This window comes from Methanolobus profundi, assembly GCF_900114835.1.
GTDB classification, from domain to species: domain Archaea; phylum Halobacteriota; class Methanosarcinia; order Methanosarcinales; family Methanosarcinaceae; genus Methanolobus; species Methanolobus profundi.
On sequence record NZ_FOUJ01000006.1, the window covers coordinates 121,683 to 144,047 of the forward strand.

9 protein-coding genes are annotated in these 22,365 nt (G+C 43.9%); 2 read left to right on the forward strand and 7 right to left on the reverse strand.

Annotated elements, in window-relative coordinates; all coding sequences use genetic code 11:
- Positions 1-4: 4 nt before the first annotated feature.
- Together BM008_RS12865 and BM008_RS12870 are read right to left on the reverse strand one after the other, a co-directional pair.
- On the reverse strand, positions 5-640 hold the full coding sequence (locus BM008_RS12865; RefSeq protein WP_091937662.1) for a TIGR00296 family protein: 636 nt from the start codon (positions 638-640) through the stop codon (positions 5-7).
- Positions 641-679: 39 nt separating this feature from the next.
- Positions 680-1,912: a phosphoglycerate kinase gene (locus BM008_RS12870; RefSeq protein WP_091937663.1), complete on the reverse strand. Its 1,233-nt coding sequence runs from the start codon at positions 1,910-1,912 to the stop codon at positions 680-682.
- Positions 1,913-2,095: 183 nt separating this feature from the next.
- Here BM008_RS12870 and BM008_RS12875 point away from each other — a divergent pair, with 183 nt between their 5' ends.
- A complete protein-coding gene (locus BM008_RS12875; RefSeq protein ID WP_091937664.1) occupies positions 2,096-2,662 on the forward strand; it encodes a flavodoxin family protein in 567 nt (188 codons plus the stop codon).
- Positions 2,663-2,854: 192 nt separating this feature from the next.
- A complete protein-coding gene (acs, locus tag BM008_RS12880) occupies positions 2,855-4,798 on the forward strand; it encodes an acetate--CoA ligase (RefSeq protein ID WP_091937665.1) in 1,944 nt (647 codons plus the stop codon).
- 56 nt (positions 4,799-4,854) lie between these two features.
- On the opposite strand, the gene BM008_RS12885 is transcribed toward acs, so the two are convergent.
- The 5 genes from BM008_RS12885 to BM008_RS12905 all read right to left on the reverse strand — a co-directional run.
- Positions 4,855-5,934, reverse strand: a complete 1,080-nt coding sequence (locus BM008_RS12885; RefSeq protein WP_091937666.1) for a phosphotransacetylase family protein — start codon at positions 5,932-5,934, stop codon at positions 4,855-4,857.
- A 22-nt stretch (positions 5,935-5,956) separates the two neighbouring features.
- Positions 5,957-8,050 carry an acetate--CoA ligase family protein gene (locus BM008_RS12890; protein ID WP_091937667.1) on the reverse strand — a complete coding sequence of 698 codons (2,094 nt, stop codon included), beginning with the start codon at positions 8,048-8,050 and terminating at the stop codon, positions 5,957-5,959.
- Between the two features lie 115 nt (positions 8,051-8,165).
- Positions 8,166-16,049, reverse strand: a complete 7,884-nt coding sequence (locus tag BM008_RS12895; protein WP_091937668.1) for a putative Ig domain-containing protein — start codon at positions 16,047-16,049, stop codon at positions 8,166-8,168.
- A 236-nt stretch (positions 16,050-16,285) separates the two neighbouring features.
- Complete coding sequence (locus tag BM008_RS12900; RefSeq protein ID WP_091937669.1) at positions 16,286-18,736, reverse strand: PGF-pre-PGF domain-containing protein; 2,451 nt, start codon at positions 18,734-18,736, stop codon at positions 16,286-16,288.
- A 254-nt stretch (positions 18,737-18,990) separates the two neighbouring features.
- The coding region (locus BM008_RS12905; protein ID WP_177188069.1) for an Ig-like domain-containing protein at positions 18,991-22,365 on the reverse strand (3,375 nt) is incomplete at its 5' end.

The window sequence follows — 22,365 nt, forward strand, 5'->3', positions numbered from 1 at the left end:
GTTCTTACTCACTTGAACATTCCCTGTCATTGAAGTCCTTTTCAATGATCTCACCATTTGGCTCTTTTTCGGAGAAGATCTGACCTTCAAAGGCATATACCTCCGCACCTTCGGCCCAGGCATCACATGGTAATCCTGCCTTCATACATGTATGGTTCAGGAACTCTATCTCATCAAAGTCATTCTCCGGTGCTACCTGTGGCAGAAGAAGACCCTGTCTGTAACCGCTTTTAACTATGAGACCATGTCGTCCTATCTTGATGGAAGATGGAAGTTCCTTTGGAGGGACATCCATAAGCTCCGGTCTTGTCAGGATAGTGACCTCGATCGTTATATCCTCTATCTCCCTGACACTCACAGGAGGGAAACGCGGGTCTCTCAGAGCTGCTGACAGAGCAGAATCAGCAATTGCATTTCTCAGATGAGAATCAGCATATGGATGACCGATGCAACCCCGGAGATCACCATTCATTGTCAGGGTCACAAAGACCCCCCGAACCTCATTGAATATCGCAGGTAATTGGATCTCTGATCCATCCAGCATCTCACCTGTTCTCAGATATGTCTCAATGGCATCCCTTGCGAGCTGAACAGCCGCCTGACCTTCGGTATGTGAAAGTAGTTTTACCCCTTCGCTCATAGACTTAACTCCTGTTATTCCTTACAGGAAGTTAGTCACTTATCTGTTAAGTCTGTATCGTGTAGCTGCGATCTTAAGAGCCTCTATTCCAGGAAGTTTCTCGCCTGCAAGGTAGTCGATACATGCACCGCCACCTGTACTAAGGTGTGAGAACTTGTCCTCATAACCAAGGTTGCGGACCTCAGCAGATATATGTCCGCCACCAGCGATCGAATACTCTGAATCAACTGCTGCCTTGATGATCTCATGTGTACCAAGTGCAAAATCACTGATCTCAGAAAGTCCTGCAGGACCATTCAGGACCACGGTCTTTGCATTCTTGATCTCTTCAGAAAAAGCTACTATGGTCTCAAGACCAATGTCATTTATAGGAAGACCATCACCGGGTAGCTCACTGACCTGTGCCTCGGTCCTTTTACCACCATCGTTGAAAGCAATGTCAATTGGCAGACCTATTTTGCCATTGAACTTTTCAAGGACTTGTTTTCCTCTTTCGATCTGGTCTGTATATCCCTGTGACTCGATGAAATCCAGATTGGTCTTTCCGATATCAACACCTGATGCTGCAAGCATTACATTCGCAACGACACCGGTAACAAGAACCTTATCAGCGCCACCGTTGATCAGAACGTTCTCTGCAACCTTAAGGGAATCATCGACCTTTGCACCTCCAAGAACAAAGATACATGGTCTTTCACCACCCTTGATACCTCTGTCAAGGGAACTTATCTCTTTCTCCATTACCCTTCCGGCACCGGTAGGGAGGGTCTCAGTGAAACCCATTATGGAAAGGTGACTTCTGTGAGAAACAGCAAAAGCATCGTTCAGGAAGATATCGATCAAAGGAGAGAGTTTACGTACCATATGTGTGCCTGCATGATCAGAAGCTGATCTTTGCAGACTTTCCTCGGAGTAGAACCTGACATTCTCAAGCAGTATGACATCTCCTTTTTCCATTGCGGAGATAGAGTTACGGGCATGTGTGCCGAATATGTCATCTATGTATTTTACTTCCTTACCAAGGTACTGGGACATACGCAAAGAATGCGGCTTCATGGATGTGAAGTCGTTCTTTCCTGCCCTGCTCTGATGGGCCAGAAGTACAACCTTTGCATCATCAAGGTCCTTTATGGTAGGTATATGGCTCCTTATTCTCATATCATCGAGAATATTATCGTCCGGATCCATGGGGGTGTTCAGATCCACTCGCACAAGTATGGTTTTACCGTCAGTATCAAAATCATCAATAGTAAGATAGTCCCTGGTAGTCAAAATTCCATCACCGCTCCTTTAACCTGAATGACCATTGATCAATATATAAAGGCTATATGAGTATAAATGACATACGTAGTTTAATTTTTTGTCATAACGAACTAATCTTATTATACCTTTTCCGTGAAGGTCCGGAAGCCAAAAACTAATATCCCTTGCTCACAATTCCAGAGAGGTGATCATATGAAGATACTCGGAATATCAGGAAGCCCTAAAGTCGGCCAGAATAATGATACTTTGATAAAGGAAATGCTTGAGATCGCAGAAAAAAGAGGTTTTGAGACAGATGCTGTCTTCCTCTCATCATCAAAGATAGGACCATGTACTGCATGTGGCGTATGTGCAAAGGATGGAGAAAAATGTGTTATCGATGATGACATGCAGCCGGTCTACGACAAACTCGTGGAAGCAGATGCTATAGTAGTATCCTCACCTGTCTACTTCGGCACCATGACAGCACAGCTTAAAGCTCTCTGTGACAGGAGTGTCGTTCACAGAAGACAGGGTTTCAAGCTCAGCAACAAACTTGGTGCAGCAATGGCCATTGGTGGTTCAAGGAATGGCGGTCAGGAAAAGACTATCCAGACCATCCATGAATGGATGCACATCCATGGAATGATAATCGTAGGAGATGGAGGCCACTTCGGCGGTATACTCAAGAAGCCTGCTGCTGAAGATGAAGAAGGTATGAAGACCGCAGTTGACACTATCAACAAGGTCTGTGATGTCCTTGAAATGATGAAGAAATAGGTATCTTCATCTTTTCAGAGACACGGGTCATAGCACCCATTCTTTTTTCTTTTTGTACCTTTTCGTTTATTTTCTTCTATTTTAACCGGGTGCTGTTCTGTCCCCTGTTACATCCATGACCACACAACAAACCATATAAACAAATTGATACAATGTTATTAAAGAGACTTTTTCGTTCATGTGGGTGCTATTATGGGAGAAAGAACAGGATCTAAAAAAGATATAGATGGTTTCAGACCACCGGAAGACTTCTCAGAGAATGCCGTTGTCAATGACCCTGACATTTACAGGAGAGCTGAAGAAGACCCCGAAGGTTTCTGGGAGGAGAATGCTAACAATATCTACTGGTACAAAAAATGGGACAAGGTACTGGAATGGGAGCCTCCTCACTCTAAATGGTTCCTCGGTGGAAAGCTCAATGCATGTTATAACTGTCTTGATGCTAACCTTGATACGCGTGCAGATAAGGCAGCACTGATATGGGAAAGTGAGGATGGGGACATTCGTCAATATACCTATCAGGAGCTTCTGGATGAGGTATGCAAACTGGCCAATGTGCTGAAGGATTCGGGCATCAGGAAAGGAGATATCGTTACGATATATCTTCCGATGATCCCCGAGGTCATTATATCAATGCTTGCATGTGCCCGTATCGGAGCACCGCATAGTGTTGTCTTTGCAGCATTCTCAGGAGATTCCCTTGCCACTCGCATTAGTAATGCCAACAGCAGACTTCTCATCACCTGTGATGGTTACGCCCGCAGAGGAAAGGTCGTCGAGCAGAAGAACAAGGTAGATGACGGGATAAGCTCCATTGAGCTTTTGGAAAGGGTCATTGTTGTGAAGAACAGTGATAATGACATTTCCATGAAAGAAGGAAGAGATGTCTGGTGGCACGATGTCATGAATGGCTCTGATATTGTATGCGAGCCAGAGATAATGGATTCAGAGGATATGCTGTTCCTTATGTACACCAGCGGTACCACAGGCAAACCCAAAGGAATCGTCCACACCACTGGAGGTTACATGGTAGCCACAAATACCACATCAAGGTTCGTCTTCGACCTTAAGGAAGACGATATCTATTGGTGTACAGCAGACGCCGGATGGATAACAGGGCACTCATACATCGTTTATGGACCCCTTTCCAATGGTGCCACACTTCTTACCTATGAAGGTGCCCCCGATTATCCTGAAAAGGACAGATACTGGGACATTATTGAAAGACATAAGGTCACGATACTTTACACTGCACCAACAGCCATCAGGACATTCATGAAATGGGGAACATCCTGGCTGAAGATGCATGACATATCATCATTGAGACTCATGGGTTCGGTGGGAGAGCCTATCAACCCTGAAGCATGGAAATGGTATCATGAGAACGTAGGAATGGGAAAATGCCCCATAGTTGATACATGGTGGCAGACCGAGACCGGAATGATAATGATATCACCACTTCCAGGAGTAACTACCACTAAACCCGGAAGTGCTACCATGCCTTTCCCCGGCATCAAGGCAGCTGTGCTTGACGAAAAAGGGAACGAGACCGCTCCGGGAGAGGATGGATTCCTGGCAATACTGGAACCCTGGCCAAGCATGGTACGTACGGTGTTCGGAAACGAGGAACGTTTCATCGAAACATACTGGAGCAAGTGGGATAATCGTACATACTTCGCAGGAGATGGTGCCAAAAGGGATGACGATGGCTATTTCTGGATAATCGGACGTGTGGACGATGTGATCAAGGTCGCTGGACACCGTATCGGTAGTGCTGAATTCGAGAGCATCATGGTCTCACATCCATCTGTTGCCGAGGCAGGTGTTGTTGGAAAGGAAGATGAGCTCAGGGGTGAGGTAATCTACTGCTATGTAACGCTTAAGACCGGTGCAGAAGAAAGTGAAGAGCTCAAAAAAGAGCTCAGAGGTTATGCGGATAAGAACATTGGTCCCTTTGCACGCCCGAAACAGATAATATTCTCAGATGATCTTCCAAAGACAAGAAGCGGAAAGATAATGAGAAGAGTTCTCAAAGCAATTGCCAACAATAAGGACCCTGGTGATGTTACCACACTGCAGGACCCTGCTGTTGTGGACATGTTGACAGAAAGGACCAGGGAACTGGAATCCGAATAAGGAAAAGGAAGGAGATAAAACTCCTTCATTGATCATTTCTTTTTTACTGACCGGGATCAGCCATTGATCTCAACGCCAATGCTCTCTGCTATGGCAGGAATATCAAGATGGTTCTTCAGAAGCTCTACCACACGGTCGAGTTTTACCTGCTGTTTGATATGGGCATGTCCTATGAGATTCTCCATCCTTTCGATGGTGTTCATGGTATCTCCCCGGACAAGGATCACAGGTATAGCAGCTTCTTCAGCACTTGCAAGAACAGCACCACTTGGACGCATATTACCTGTCAGTATGAGACATTTTACTCTGGAATCAATAGCAGCCATCTGAATATCTGCCCTGTCACCGCCTGTTATAACAACACTGTTGGGCTGGCGTCTGAAGTACTTGATCGCAGAACCTACCTCCATTGCACCGACCAGGTAATGTTCTACAAGCTGGTCAAGTTTGTCAGGTGCCACAAGAACCTCTGCATGAAGGTCCTCTACTATCTCAGAAATAAATACCGAGCGCAGAGTATCATCCTCATAGATCACGCCAAATACCTTAATTCCCTTCTTCTCAAGGAACGGAACAACGATATCGTTGACCCTGTCAGCCATGTTCAGCGGAACCTCGTTCAGTATCAGACCTGTGAGAGTTTCATTGTTACCGATTATACGCATATCACAAAGGATCCTGTCAACTGCGGAAATTGAATCGAAACGTGTCACAAGAAGCATCCTTGTGTCAAGCTTGCCAGCGATCTCAGGGTCAGAGAGACCATACATGGAACCGCCACCGATACCTCCTGTGCCTTCTATGAAAATTATGTCCTTATCCTTCGATACTACAGAATAAGCCTCCTGAAGTCTCTCATCAAGGTCCTTTTCAACACCTTTGAGAGCATCATCTATGAGACTGTCAGTAAGATGAATTGGAGTTATATACTTTGCAGGGTCCTCGATACCAAGTAATTTCTTGATACCCTCTGAATCCTCATCTGTGAGGGAACCGTGCACATCTATGAGAAGATTACCCACAGGTTTCATGTAGCCTACTTTCAGACCGTTTTCCTGGAATATCTTCCCCAGACCCATACAAATAGAACTCTTACCAGAGAACTCTTCTGATGAACTGATCAATATTGAAGCCATACTATCCTCTCCTTATCCTCATTTAACTATCCAGCGTGAATCTGATATCCATTGCAACACAACCCTGACCTTCGGGCATGACCATTAAAGGATTGATCTCGAATTCCAGTATTTCCGGGAAATCCGTGACCAGTTGCGACACCTTTAGCAGTGTCTGAATAATAGAATCAATATCAGATGATGCCTCTCCCCTAACACCTGCGATAAGAGGGTAGGTCTTTATCGACGATACCATGTGTCTTGCCTCTGATGCACTTATTGGAGCAACTGCAAATGAGACATCCTTCAGGAACTCAACATACGTCCCTCCAAGACCGAACATGAGCAAAGGACCGAACTGCGGATCCCTGTCCATTCCTATGATGACCTCCTTACCTCCACTTACCATCTTCTGGAGCTGCACACCTGTGACAGTGGCATCGGGCATGTAATGTCTCACATCGGACATCATGGAATTATATGCACGTTCGATATCATCCGCATGTTTCAGGTTCAGGCGGATACCGCCTACATCGGTCTTGTGAGATATATCAGGTGACAGGATCTTCATGACAACCGGATAGCCCATGTCATCTGCTGCCTTTATGGCCTCAGGAAGGGTCTTGGCGATCCTTGAATCCACCACCGGTATATCATAGGCCTTCAGTATATCCAATGATTCAAGACCATGTGTTCTTCTTTTTCCTTCTGATGCTGTATCTATGAAAGAACGAGCAGCCTTAACATCACAATTCAGTTTTTCAGGTTCTTCCTGTTTGCGCTTCTTTATCGTGAAGTAGTTACAAAGAGCGTTCATACTTGCAACTGCCCTTTCTGAAGAAGAATAATTTGGTATACCATAACTGTTGAGGACGTCTTCCCCTGCAGCTATCCTGCTGCCTCCTGCAAAGTTACAAAGAATAGGCTTCTTTGACTGCTGTATCTTCTTTGCGACAGTTTCAGCTATTCCCGGAACATCGGTCATGGATTGAGGTGATACAAGAACAATGATACCATTGACATTGATATCGTCAAGAACGGCATCGAGTGCATGCGCATAAAGATCTGCACCGGCATCTCCAAGAACGTCCACTGGATCATAGAAGTTAGCTGCCGGAGGTAATTTCTCCCTTAGGCGCTCTACAGTGGATTCCTCAAATGAGGCTATTGAAAGTCCTGCATTGTAACATGCATCTGCGGTCAGTATACCAAGACCACCTGCATTGGTAACTATTGCGATATTCCTTCCTTCCGGTAAAGGACAGACAGAAAAAGCACGACTGTGGTCAAGCATTTCCTCAAGGGAATCTGCCCTGATAACACCAGCCTGTTTAAAACCTGCATTATAGGCAGCATCAGAACCGGCAAGTGTACCTGTATGTGAGGACACTGCTCTGGAACCAACAGAAGTACGTCCTGATTTTACAATGATGATAGGTTTTGAACGGGAAACACGCTGTGCGATCTTAATGAACTCCGGTCCATCCTTGACACCTTCAAGATAGGCTGCTATGACAGCGGTGGTATCATCCTCTTCGAACATTTTTAGAAAATCGTTCTCTGAAAGTGTGGCCTTGTTACCAAGACTTATGAACTTCGAGAAACCCACACCTATGCGCTCTGCCCAGTCCAATGTGACCGTACATATGGCACCGGACTGTGACATCATTGCAATGTTACCCTCATAAGCCATGTTAGCTGCAAAGGAAGCATTGAGACCGGATGCAGTATCGATTATACCAAGACAGTTAGGACCGATCATATCGATACCATACTGCTCACAGAGGGAAATGCATTCACGCTCAAGACGCGCACCTTCCACACCAGCCTCTTTGAAACCGGCAGAGATGACTATGACATTCCCGACACCTGCCTGGCCGCATTCATCGATCGCCTGAGGGACGAACTTTGCCGGAACTACAATTACTGCAAGGTCTACCTTTTTATCATCCGGGACATCCATTATACTCGGATAACAAGGCAATCCCAATATCTCATCGGCACCGGGATTTATCGGTACTATTGTAAGCTCGCTGTTCTGCATGAGATTCTCAAGCACGGCCCTTCCTACTTTACCTTCTTTTCTGGAAGCACCGATAACAGCTACAGAATTCGGATCGAACATTCTTTCCAGCATGATATCTCCCTGTAAATTTTCCCTTTTTATTAATACAGTGCGATAATAGATAAAATTAAGGGAGATCGATATGAGGATCAAAAGTAAAAATACAGGAAAAGGAAAATACGATATCTCACCTTTTCTGTCTTTCCTTTATTTCAGCGATCTGTCTTTCGTATATAGCCCTGTAGTCTGCATTCCTCATCTCCTGCCATTTCTCTGAAAGGATCGCGTAATCCTTCTCCCTGGACTCAGAACTTAATTTATATTCCAACCATTCCACAGCATTTCTGACGGCAAGAAGGAAACCATGCAGAGCTTCATAATATCTGGAAAGGACGACGGACTCGTCCCTTGATCTGTAACCCAGTACCGAACCAATTCCCAGAATACCGATTATACCTATGAAGAAGAAACCCAGGTCTATGGGTTTGGATGAAGAGGATACAGCCTCGTTCATTGCTTCTGCATCGGATACAGCATCTATGGAATTGAGCCTGGACTCATCACCATAGCTTATTCTGGTGCTCTCAGCTTCCACATCAGGCACTGTATTTCTCAGGACAGGGGAACTTCCTGTGCTAACAATTGCAAAAGGAGAGAATCCCGGGGTCTCTGCCTTATAATAATAGTAACTGGAATCAGTACCTATTCTGGATGTCTTCAGTTCTTTCCATGCACCGGACGAGTATCTGTACATTTTTATGGCTGATGGGTCTACGTTGTTCTCCGTAAGCCATTCTTTCTCTACTTTGAAACTTATCTGAGCAGATGAGAAATAGTTCCCTGAATTGAACTTAACATCCCCAACCCATATGTTGATGTAATGATATACATCTCCGGATGGACTGCTACTGACAAGAGAAGAACGGTCCTTCAATATCTCGATCACTGCTGTGATCTGACCGGCTGCCTGCAACGCATCGAACTTAACATATTCAAGGTAATTCTCTCTGTTAGGGAACTCGAAAGTGACCTCTTTACCCTGTGTGACATACTGTATAGAATAATCCTTGTAGGCTACATTGGCATAGTCCTCAGAAGCACTTGAAGAACCACCTCCGGAACCACCACTGCTACCTGTTGTAAACCCACTGTAATCCTCTGTGGTACTCCGGTCAACATCATAGACCCTTATGGATACCGCTTCTGATGCATTCAGTTCTCCGTCGGTCACACGGAACTCTACGGAATAGAGGCCTGATTGGGTGTAACCCGGACGCCAGGTGAATAATCCTGTTGAGGCATTGAGTGAAGCACCTGATGGAAGACCTCCTGCGGAATATGTAAGTTCATCATCGTCAGCATCGGTAGCATTTATTGAGAACTCAAGGGTCTGGTTCTCATAAACAGAGAAAGAACCAATAGTATCGATCTCAGGTGCCATGTTCTTCTCGTTCACATGCACTGATATCGTGGTGTTGTCCGTGAGATGACCATCTGTGACGGTCAGGTTAATGCTATGGTCACCACCATCCGAATAACCCGGTGTCCAGGTGAAGATATCACCAATGACCTGTCCTACTCCTGAATTAGTAGAATAGCTCAGTTCATCATTATCCGGATCGGATGCATTGAGCGATATCTGAAGTGTCTCGGTCTCATTCACATAATGCACAAGCATCTGACCGAATACAGGAGCACGATTGACATCGTCTATATCTATCGTTACATATTGAACAGCAGTGTATAGTTTGTCAGATACGGTGAACTCCACATAATAGTTGCCTGATTGTTCATAGGTAGGGGTCCAGGTGAAGACACCCGTGGAACTATTGATCGCTGCACCTGAAGGAGCGTGCAGGACTGCATATGTCAGAATCTCATTATCCCCATCATCCTCATCTGAAGCATTCAGTGTGAATGTCAGCAATTCATTTTCTTTACCATGCTGCTCATCCGGAGGAACTATGACAGGTGGCATATTGGTATTTCCAACTGCTATTTTGGCCACTGTGGAATCAGTGAGCTGACCATCTGAGACTGTGAACACTATACTATGGAAACCACTGTCATTCACATCAGGGGTCCAGGTAAAGATGTTATCTGCCAGATCACCGTAGGTCACATCCTTTGTGAATGTCAGTTCATCATCATCATCTATATCGGAAGCAATGAGCTCTATAGTAACAGTATCCAGCTCATTGACAAGTGTATCGGATATTGATTCTATCACAGGTGCGGAATTGGAGTTCGTGACATCTATGATAACCGTATCACTTACAGTGAATTCAGTATCGTTCACAGTGAACTTTACATGATAGGTACCTTCGTCACTATAGCCAGGGGTCCAGGTGAAAACACCATTGTTCAGGGAACCGAATTCCACATCCCTGGAATACAAAAGAATGTCACCTTCATCAGGGTCCGAAGCATTCAGATCAAGCACCAGTGTACTGTTCTCAGCCACCTGCACATTATCCGGCAGATCGATCACCGGAGGGCGATTAATATCATTGACTGTTATCTCTACATCCTCAGTGTCCTCTTCAAGTCCATCTGAAACTACGAAAGTTACAGTATATACTCCAGCCTGTTCATAGGTCGGAGTCCAGGTAAAAACACCATTCGAAGGATCTAGTAAAGAACCTGATGGCTGGTCTGTAACTGAGTAAAGAAGTGTGTCCTCATCATAATCCACTGCATCCAGAGTGATAGTAAGAGCTTTGTTCTCATCCACTGACCTTGATCCGGTGACCATTAGCACAGGTTCACGGTTCACATGAACCACTGTTATGACAATGGTCTCTGAATCGGAGAGACTGCCATCACTTACCGTAAATGTGAGAGTGTAAGTTCCGGAATCATCGAAATCAGTGATCCAGACGAACTCACCGGTATTTGCATTGAATGTAGAATCATCAGGAAGAACAGAAGTAGAATAACTTAACTGGTCACCTGTATCAGGATCAGTGCCAGATACAGTGAACCTCAGCTCCGAACTCTCATAAACTGTTCTGTCTCCAATTAGATCTAGCTCAGGGGCGCGGTTGACTGAACCTACACTGATAGATATCGTTTCTGAATCGGAAAGAGAACCATCGCTCACAGTGAATGTGACACTATAAGTACCTGAATCATCAAAATCAGGGGTCCAGGTAAACTTACGGGTATAAGCATCGAAGTGGGCACCATCAGGAACACTGCTTGCAGTGTATATCAAATTATTAAGGTCGGCATCTGAACCTGATATAGTAAAGGATAGTTCTGTTCCTTCACTGACAACCTTGTTACCTATAACATCCAGAACTGGAGGACGATTCACATCATTCACAGTTATGAATATGGTCTCTGAATCAGAAAGGGAACCATCACTAACGGTAAAGGTAACAGGATATATTCCTGAAGACTCGTGATCAGGCGTCCAGCGGAACTGACCTGTACTCGATGAGAAACTGGCATCTTCAGGAGAATTTGATATCGAATACACCAACTGGTCCTCATCAGGATCAGTAGCGGATAACGAGATGACGATCTCCGAATTCTCGTCCACTTCCCTGTTGCCGATCGTACCCATTACAGGAGCACGGTTAACAGAACCAACACTAATGGATATGGTCTCTGAATCGGAAAGAGAGCCATCACTTACACTAAAAGTAACACTATAGCTGCCAGAATCATCGAAATCTGTGGTCCAAGTGAATTGCCCTGTATTCTCATCAAAACTAGCATCATCAGGAACACCCACAGCACTTAGTACCGGATCATCACCATCAGGATCACTTGCAGACACTGTGAAACTTAGCTCTGACCCCTCAGCAACTGCCTTGTTACCTATGGCAGCCAGAACAGGAGCACGGTTGACATTGTTGACAGTGATCGTCACAGTCTCGGAATCAGAGAGGAAACCATCACTTACAATGAAGGTCAGATCGTATGTGCCTGAATCCTCATAACCGGGAATCCAGATGAACTCGCCACTGTTCTCATCGAAGCTTACATCCAAGGGAGCATCTTCTACACTGTATACAAGAGTTCCACCGTCAGGATCTGTTCCTGATACTGTGAATCGCAGTTCTGAGTTCTCATCTACGCTCTTGTTGCCTATGGGATTTAATTCAGGGGCACGGTTTACTGATCCTACGCTGATAGAGATCGTTTCTGAATCGGAAAGGGAACCATCACTGATGGTGAAAGTAATACTATATGTCCCTGAATCATCAAAACCGGGAGTCCAGGAGAACTCACCTGTGTTTTCATCGAAACTGGCACCTGACGGGACACCTGTAGCTTCGAGAGTGACAGTATCATCATCGGGGTCACTGCCTGAAACGGTGAACACCAGTTCTGAACCTTCGGCAACTGCTTTGTTACCTATTGGTTCCAGCTCAGGAGGACGATTAACATCATTGACCGTAATTGTCACAGTTTCAGAATCGGAAAGGGAACCATCGCTCACACTGAAAGTAACATCATGTGGACCTGAATCCTCATAACCAGGAGTCCAGGAGAACTCACCTGTGATACCACTGAAAGATGAGCCGGAAGGAGCACCTGTAACTGTGTAACTAAGAGTATCAGGGTCGGGGTCACTACCTGAGATCACAAAGCTTATTTCGGAGTTCTCATCCACTGTCCTGTTTCCAATGGAATTGAGAACAGGAGGAAGGTTTACATCATTGACAACTATGGTAATCAGTTCGACATCGATGTATGCCCCGTCACTGACCTCAAAAACAACACTATAGCTGCCAGCCTGTGAATATGAAGGGGTCCAGGTGAACTCATGTGTCGTTGGATCGAAACTGGAACCTGATGGATTGCCTGAGACAGAGTATGTAAGGACATCATTGGGATCTGCATCTGTTGCGTTAATCGTGAAGAAGAGAAGTTGACCCTCATCGACCTCCTTATTGCCTATTGATCCAAGGACAGGAGGTACATTCGTGTTACCCACTGCTATTTTAAAGAATTCGGTGTATTCCAGATAACCGTCCGAAACAGTGATATTGACACCATATAGACCATTGTCATCAAAACCAGGAGTCCAGGTGAAGATCTTATTATCGAGATTTCCGAATGCAACATCTTTACTGTAAAAGAGTTCATCACCATCAGGATCACTTGCAGTGATAAGTACTACAAGTTCCTCATCCTCATCCACCACCTTATCCGATATAGGCTCAATGAAAGGTGGTCTGTTCACATCATTCACTGTGATCTGTACGGTTTCAGAATCAGATTCAATGCCATCATTCACAGTGAATTCTGCATAATAGATACCTGAATCTTCATATGTAGTGGTCCATGTGAAAACATCATCAACTAGGGAACCGAATGAAGCATTCGTGAAATAGGACAATGTATCGTTATCTGCATCTGTAGCTGAGAGAGTGATACTCAATGTATCGTTCTCATTTACAGACCTTGACCCGATCGATGAAAGGATAGGAGGAGCATTCACATCCTGTACTGTTATTGTAATGTTATCTGACGTCGATGCCTGTCCATCGGATACAGTGAACTCTATTTCATATATGCCGGACTGATCATAACCGGGGGTCCATGTAAAGACACCGGTGGTGTAACCCAGATCAGAACCGTCAGGAAGTGGTGAAGCTGTATAAGTAAGAGACTCATCATCAATATCAGTAGCATTGAGCTCAATGACCACTGTTCCAAGTTCACTTATTGTTACATCAGGTATTTCTTCAAGAACCGGGGCAGAGTTAGTATTTGAAACATAGATAACTACTGTTCCACTTGTATTGAGCTCTGAATCATTAACAGTGAATGTAACCTGGTGGGTGCCTTCATCACTAAAGCCGGGAGTCCATGAGAAGATACCATCATCCAGTGAACCAAAGCTAACATCCTTTGAGTAAACAAGCTCATTGCCATCAGGATCTGAAGCATTCAGGTCTAGCAAAAGAGCATCTCCTTCAGCAACGTTTGCACTTGAAGGAAGGGAAAGGACAGGAGGACGGTTAACATCCTGTACTGTTATTGCCATGGTATCTGATATTGATGCCTGGCCATCGGACACACTGAACTCGATATCATATGTGCCGGACTGACCATAATCTGGGACCCAAGTGAAGATACCAGTAGTAGAACCCAGATTCGCACCGTCAGGAAGTGGCGAGGATGTGTACGTAAGAGTATCATTATCTGCATCAGAAGCATTGAGAGTAAAAGATATCAGTTCATTTTCTCTGCCATACTGTGTACCAACTGAAGTTATAACAGGATGAGAATTGGTATTCTCTACTGTGATCGTCATTGTCTTTGAATCGGTGAACTCACCATCGGAAACATTGAAGAGGACAGTATAGATACCGCTATCATGTAAACCGGTTCCCCAGGTAAAGACGTTGTCTGTGATATCTCCGAAGGTCACGTTCTTTCCAAAGGTCAGTTCATCATCATCAATATCTGTGGCATTAAGCTCAATGGTAACTGTTCCAAGTTCACTTACTGTGACATCCGGTATCACTTCAAGAACCGGTGCAGAGTTAGTATGTGAAACATAGATTGCCACCGTTCCACTTGTATTGAGCTCTGAATCATTAACAGTGAAAGTAACCTGATAGGTGCCTTCGTCACTATAACCGGAGGTCCATGAGAAGATACCGTTGTCCAGTGAACCGAAGGTAACATCCTTTGAGTAAACAAGCGCATCGCCATCAGGGTCTGAAGCATTAAGATCAAGGAGAAGGGTGGCTCCTTCGGCAACGCTTGCGCTTGAGGGAATAGAGAGGATTGGAGCATGATTCACGTCCTTTACTGTTACGGCCATTGTTCCTGAATCAGACAGAAGACCATCGCTTACATAGAAGGTCAGGGAATATAGACCCTGATCACCGTCGGATGTGGTCCAGATGAACTCACCTGTGAAATTGTCAAATGTTGCATTATCAGGCAACCCGATGACTGAATAGTTAACCGGTTCCTTATCAGGATCAGAACCTGAGACAAAGAAAGACAACGTTGAACCTTCATCGACCTCCCTATTACCTATGGGATCCAGTACAGGAGGACGGTTGATATTGAAAACCTCAATTATTATGATCTCCGAGTCGCTCAGGCCATTTGCAGAAGCTATGAACTCTACGGAGTAAGTACCTGCATCCTCGTGATCTGTGACCCACCGGAACTCACCTGTGACATTATCAAGAGTGGAGTCATCTGGCAGATCAGATGATGAGTACTCTACAGGGTCACCTTCCTGATCAATGGCATTTATGGTGAAATAAAGTGTCTGGTTCTCATTAACTGACTGATTGCCTATAGGTTCCATTTCAGGGGCAGTATCAGTAACAGTAGAGATAACGGTGATATTGGCCTGTGTGTTATCCACAGCATAACCATCGGATACTGAAAAATCAACAGCATGTTCCCCTATATCATCTGTAGATGGTATCCATGAGAATGCACCCGTGCTGGAGTTCAGTTCTGATCCCAATGGAAGGTCCTCTGCCCCATATGTAAGAACAGCATCATCCTCATCAGATGCCGTTAACTGGAATGAGATAATTGAACCTGTACTTACCATCATGTCAGCGATCTCACCTATAATTGGTGGATAATTCACCCTTACAGAGCCATTGGTAACGAACTGAGCAGGATAGGACAGAGTGTCATTCTCAACTGAGACGTTATTTAAGAGAACATCATAGGTTCCCATTGCCATTGCTCTGAAAAATAGATCAGCCACATGAGTTTTCTCATCTGTGATGATATTCACAGAGCTGAGCGACATATTGGCAAAACCTGTTGAATTGTTGAGATAGTATGCCAGTTGAAACCCTGATAATGTATCATTTACCTCAATATCATCTATCTGCAAAGAAGCGTTATTGAAATTGATATCCAGGGAAAGTGATCTCATACCTGTAGCGTTCTCAACGAACAGCGGCAAGAAGAACGAAGTATTGTTATTGGTAACCGTGCTGCCCATTATGACAGTCTCATTTGAATATGCACTTGAGACCACAGGGACGAGTATTATCAACAGAACGATGCTTTTCAAAATAAAGTATAGATTGCTATGTTTGTCAGACCCACCGGGAAACATGCCTTACCCCCATAAAGCATTCGCGGAAGAAGGTCGAACCTATCTTCAAAGATACCACTACAAAGAGCGATAGATCTTATGACAGGAACTGCCCACCACCAACTAAAATAAAGTAAACATTAATGGATTATAAATTTTTTTAATTACAGTGATATAATAATAATTATGTGCTGTATAAAATAATATTGCCTGCGCATTCCACAATCGGAAAAAATAAAAAAAATGGTAAGAGACAATTATTTCTTCAAACGTCTGTAACGCTTACCATCAGGATTGCCGATCTGCTTGTATAATTCATCATAATGGGATCTGTACTTGTATCCAATTGCCACAATAGAACCTATGACGCCTATCAACAAGAACAATACAATGGACCTTTTACTTTCCTGTGAAGCTGCGTAGCCACTTTCACCCGTTGGGATCTCATCATCAATAGACATCATTGTTTCATTTATCTGAGTACTGTTCTCAGACATGGTGATCTCAGATATCTCAGGTGGGATAACTATTGCGAAAGAGGAGAATCCGGGAGTTTCTGTCTCATAATAGAAATAATCCTCATCCTCGTCAACAAGAGAGGTTTCAAGAGAGTTCCATGAACTGTCAGAATACCTGTACAACTCAACAAGTTCCGGATCACGATCATCCGACTCGATCCACGAACGTTCGACCTTGAACTCGATAAGTATGTCAGAGAGAGTGTCCGAAGAGAATTTCGAATCACCTACCCATATGTTGAGATTCTTATATACGGTTCCAGGAGCAGCCTCATCAACAAGAGAAGAAGTGCCCTTCAGCATTTCGATCATTGCCTTGACCTGACCTGCATTGAGCTTTGAAGTGAAACTTATAGAGGTTATGCTGTTAGCCTCTTCCTCAAAAGAGAAGACCGTTTCAGTCTCTCGTATGACAGACTTGAGGACATAGTCCTTTAATACAATATTCTCATAGAGTTCGCCTGTTGTCATGGACCCGCCGCCTCCACCGCCACTGGAGCTGGAAGTTGTGCTGGTTGAGGAAGAAGAAGTCTCAGTTACAGTTATGGAAACTGTCTCATAGTCCTCCTGAGAACTGTCACTCACATAGAAACTGACTGAATAATCGCCAATGTCATCACTTGAAGGAGTCCATTCAAAGGTTCCTGTATCCTCATCTAAACTGGCATTGACTGGAAGGTCCAGTGCCTTGTATGAGAAGGTTTGACCTTCATCCTCATCGGATACAGAAAGAGAGAACTCCAGTTCCTTATCTATGACCGCCTCTCTGGGACTTATGGAATTAAGCTTTGGAGGCATGTTGGAATCAGTGACCGTGATCTTTGCCGTTGTACTGTTGCTCAGGATACCATCAGACACGGTATACTCTACAGTGTACACACCTGCATCTGTGTAATCAGTAGTACAAATGAAAGTATTACCCCTTACTATACCAAGGCTGCTGTTAGTTGAATATGTAAGAGTATCGCCATCCTGATCAGTTGCACTCATATTGATGTACTGGAGACCATTTTCAATGACAGAATAGTCAGCAACAGCATCAATTACAGGAGCACGGTTCACATCATTGACAACTATATCAACTACCTGATATGTTGAATACGTACCATCAGATACTTTGAATTCAGTTTTGTAACTTCCTGCCTCTTCATAAGAGGGAATCCATGAGATCTGAATAGAATTACTACCCATTGTAACAGTAGGGTCAGATGGAAATCCATCCGGGAATGAAAAACTAAGTTTCTTTGTCTTGTCATCAGCAGCTGTAATTTCAAATGAAAGTTCAGAGTTCTCATCTATGGATTGGCTACCTATAGAATCCATGACGGGAGCTGAATTGGAATTATCAATCACAATCATTGAGGTGAAACTGTCCGAACCGATTCCATCGCTCACACTGAAAGTCAGTACATACTTTGCTGCAGAACCTGGTTCAGACCATTGGAACAGTCCTGTATTCTCATCAAATACCGCACCTGCTGGTAAACTACCAACAGAATAAGTGATGTCATCGCCATCAGCATCGAAACCATTCAGCTGGATGGTGACTGGCGTGTTTTCTGGAACGGAAACATCACTTACAGAATACAATACAGGTGCCCTGTTCACATTTGATACATTTATCAAAGCTGTTTGTGTTACGGATGAAGAGCCATCCGTTACACTGAAGACTATTGTATGTTCTCCCTGGTCATCGTAATCTGGTGTCCAGGTGAATACATTTCCCTCAAGAGTGCCAAATGATGCATCCTTTGAGAAGGCAAGGATGTCAGAATCTTCATCAGTTGCTTCAAGTGTTAACTGGACAGGGACGTTCTCGTCAACCTGAGTATCATCAATAGCAGAGAATACAGGTAAACGATTTGCATTGTTCACGGTTATTGTAATGTATTCCGAATCAATATATGAGCCATCGGAGACCACGAACTGTACAAGATAACTGCCTGCCTGATCATAGGTAGGAGTCCATTCGAAGAGACCAGAAGAAGCATCAAGGGTAGCACCAAGAGATGCAATATCAGGAGAGGAGAAAGTAAGGGTATCGTTCTCGGGATCCTCTGCAGATAAAGTGAAGGTCAGCATACTGTTCTCACTTACAGAACGGTCACCTATTACATCAAGAACCGGAGTATCAACCAGTGCAGCAAGTGCCGTTGTTTGTGAAAATATGATGATGAACAGAATTATCAAAGTTCTTATTGAAAAAGAGCAAAGGCTTGAAGTGTCATGCAATTTCCCGTTTTCAACTAACCGGGCAGATCCGTTCCGTATACTATCAAAGATAAAATCCCCTCCATAATCGATTGTACTTTGGTTTCTGGTCGAGATAAAGTTATTTGAATATAATAAAATAATTATAATCAACTGAGTATGGAACTGCTGGACAAATATAAGTTAACAACAGACCATGGTATTTCAAGGTCTGTCGTAATTACAATATCTACTTATTTCTTCATACGTCTGTAACGCTTACCATCAGGATTTCCAAGCTGCGTCTTCACCTTTTCGTAGTAATCACGGTTCCTGTAACCTACAAAGCCCATTGCCATGATACCGATAAGTCCTATGACTATCAGGAATGGGAATGATGAACTTTCCTTCTGTGGAAGCTCTGCTCCGGATTCCAGTGGTGTTTCATCCTCTGTTGACATCATTGGTTCTATATCAACAGATGTTGCTACGATCTCTTCAGCTGATACCTCCTGGGTCATAGTTGATGGGTCTACGCTTGATATCGCATATGAAGAGAATCCAGGAGTTGTAGAAGTGAAGTAGTAGTAGTACTCATCTTCTCCTGTGACCGCTGTTGGAAGTATATCCCATTCTCCGCTATTATATCTGCAGAGTGTGATCATAGATACATCGATATTGTTCTCATCGACCCATACCTTGTCCACCTTGAAATTGATCTTACAATCATCTATTACGTCATCTGCAAGGTTTGAATCAATGTAGATGTTCATGTTCTTGTAAACATCACCCGGTGCAGCAGAGTCAACCTGTGAGGAAGTATCTTTCAGCACTTCAACTACTGCCTTGACCTGTCCTGCATTAAGCTCTGAGATGAAGCTCAGGGAAACTATACTGTTATTCTCCTTATAGAAGGAGAAGCTTGTATCAACCTCTCTTACAACTGATTTCAGATTGTAGTCCTTGAAATCGATATTGTCGAATTCCTCGCCAGAGGTCGCAGCTCCACCGCCGCCTCCACCGCCACCGGAACTGGAAGAAGTGGTACTGGAAGTAGATGAGGTTGATGTTACAGTGATGGCCACGGTTTGTGAATCTGTGTCTACTCCATCAGTTACGGAGAAGATGACCGAATAAGTTCCTGCATCCCCATCTACAGGAGTCCATGTAAAGACACCTGTTGTATTACCCAGAGTTGCATTATCCGGGAGGTTCAGGGCTGAATAATTCAGATTATCACCATCTACGTCTGATGCTGTGATGGTGAATGTCAGTTCATCCTCTTCCTCTACGCTCTTTGAACCTATGGATGAGAGCACAGGAGGTGCATTGACATCATTGATCGTAATTGTGGTCGTTCCTGATGTATTGACCGTTCCATCGGACACTATAAATTCCATATTGTAAATGCCACTGTCACGATAATTCGTATCCCAGGAATATATATCACCGTTAAGAGTACCAGATGCATTACCAGTATTGTTAATCCACACTGTTATATGATCTTCATCTTCACTATCCGGATCATTTGCACCGAGAGTTATCGCAAGATATTCATTTTCATTGATAGTATAGCCTGACTGCAGTGAATCAAACACAGGAGCACGATTGACATTCGAGACAACAATAGGAACTATCATTTTGTCCGAATAGTCCATTCCATCCTCTACTATGAATTCCACATTGTAAGTACCTGATTCATCGTAGGAAGGGGTCCAGCTAAAATTAATTCCTGCAGAATTTGAAGATATAATTGCAGTAGAGGGAGCACCGGATACGTAATAAGTCAGTTCATCATCAATATCTGGGTCTATTGCAGTGACAGTGAAGGAGAGATATTCATTTTCATTAATCGTTTTCTCTTCTACATATTCAAATACAGGTGCATTATTAGTATCATTTACACCAATAACAGCCATCTTTGTATCTGAAAGAGAACCATCGCTTACAGTGAAATTGATGTAAGTAGTGGTATTCTGATAAATGTAATCAGGGGTCCAAGTGAAGACATTATCATTAAGATCACCAAGGTTTGAGTCCATAGAGAAGTACAGTGGATAGTCACCGTCAGGATCATTTGCGCTGAGCGTGATAGTAACTTCCTCGGTCTCATTCACTGAGACAGTTGGTATATAGTCAAGCACAGGAGCACGGTTCACATCATTGACAACTATAGTTACTACAATCTTGTCATCCAATGAAGCATCTTCAACAGTGAACTCAACGAAATAGGTTCTTGACTGAGTATAATCAGGCGTCCATTCGAAGTTAGTACCATTCATAGTACCAAAGGTTGCATTTGTAAAGTAGCTGAGAGTGTCTTCATCAGGGTCAGTTGCACTAATGTTCAGTACAAGTTCTGTACCTTCATAAGCATTCACAGTTCCAAATGCAGGGAACTCTGGTGCTCTGTTCGTATTTGTAACTGTGATAATGACATACTGAGAAGCAGTATCTTCTCCATCGGACACAGTGAACATTGCAGTTACATCATCAAACCCGGCAGTAGCATTAGTAGTATCATAGTCAGGGATCCATGAGAACTCACCAGTGGTCTCATTAAGTGTCGCATCTGATGGAAGATTACTCATTGAGTAAATGAGTGTATCATCAGTGTCATCGTCGCTTCCTACTAGAGTGAATGAGAGTTCCTGACCTTCAGACACCGACTGAGCACCTATTGATGTAAGCTCAGGTGCACGGTTGACATTGTTGACCGTGATAGTGACATTCTCAAGGTCATTACCATTCACAGGGTCTGTAACTATAAAGTCGACATAATGGATTCCACTGGCATCATATCCTGGAGTCCAGGAGAACACACCAGTAGAAGGATCGAGAGTTGCTCCTGACAGGGATCCAATCATGGAATATGTCAGAGTCTCATTATCAAGGTCAGTTGCATTTAGAGTGAAAGTAAGTGTTTCAGACTCATTGACAGACTGAGGACCGACCGCATCAAGAACCGGTTCACGGTTCATATTGTTAACTGTGATCAGTACATTCTCAGTATCATTAGCATTGCTGTCATCTGAGACCATGAACTCAATAGAGTGTATTCCCTCATCATCGTAATCTGGAGTCCATGAGAAATCACCGGTCGATGGGTCAAGGGTTGCACCAGCAGGTTCCCCACTCATTGAATATGTAAGAGGGTCATTATCCGGATCGGTTCCGTTAAGAGTGAATGCAAGCTCCTGACCTTCAAAAACTGACTGTGAACCTATTTCTCCAAGAACAGGTGCACTGTTCACATTTGTTACTGTGATCATTACAACCTGATGGTCTACGGAGCCATAACCATCTGATACGGTCAAGTTAACGTAATGTGTCCCTATATCCTTGTTTTTTGTGGTCCAACTGGCTACACCAGATGATGGATCAATGTCAAAGATATTGAGGTCATCGGATGAGAAGGTCGGACTGTCACCATCAGCATCTGTACGATTAGCATCTATAGTTATTGTATCTCCCACATCGACAATGAAAGAGGATGGGACATCAATGATGCTAATTGGATTATTAGGTATCTGTACCTTGCTTTCAACACCTGACGAAAGGGTGGAACTGGTAACATTGTAAGCGTAAACTGTGATATTGGACCAGTCATGGGCATTCATACCAACTGT

What these genes read in the sequence shown, in the direction of transcription:
- acs (WP_091937665.1), top strand. Translation starts at nt 2,855, where the DNA reads ATGGGAGAAAGAACAGGATCTAAAAAAGATATAGATGGTTTCAGACCA.
- BM008_RS12895 (WP_091937668.1), bottom strand. Translation starts at nt 16,049, where the DNA reads ATGTTTCCCGGTGGGTCTGACAAACATAGCAATCTATACTTTATTTTG.
- BM008_RS12890 (WP_091937667.1), bottom strand. Translation starts at nt 8,050, where the DNA reads ATGCTGGAAAGAATGTTCGATCCGAATTCTGTAGCTGTTATCGGTGCT.
- BM008_RS12885 (WP_091937666.1), bottom strand. Translation starts at nt 5,934, where the DNA reads ATGGCTTCAATATTGATCAGTTCATCAGAAGAGTTCTCTGGTAAGAGT.
- BM008_RS12865 (WP_091937662.1), bottom strand. Translation starts at nt 640, where the DNA reads ATGAGCGAAGGGGTAAAACTACTTTCACATACCGAAGGTCAGGCGGCT.
- BM008_RS12875 (WP_091937664.1), top strand. Translation starts at nt 2,096, where the DNA reads ATGAAGATACTCGGAATATCAGGAAGCCCTAAAGTCGGCCAGAATAAT.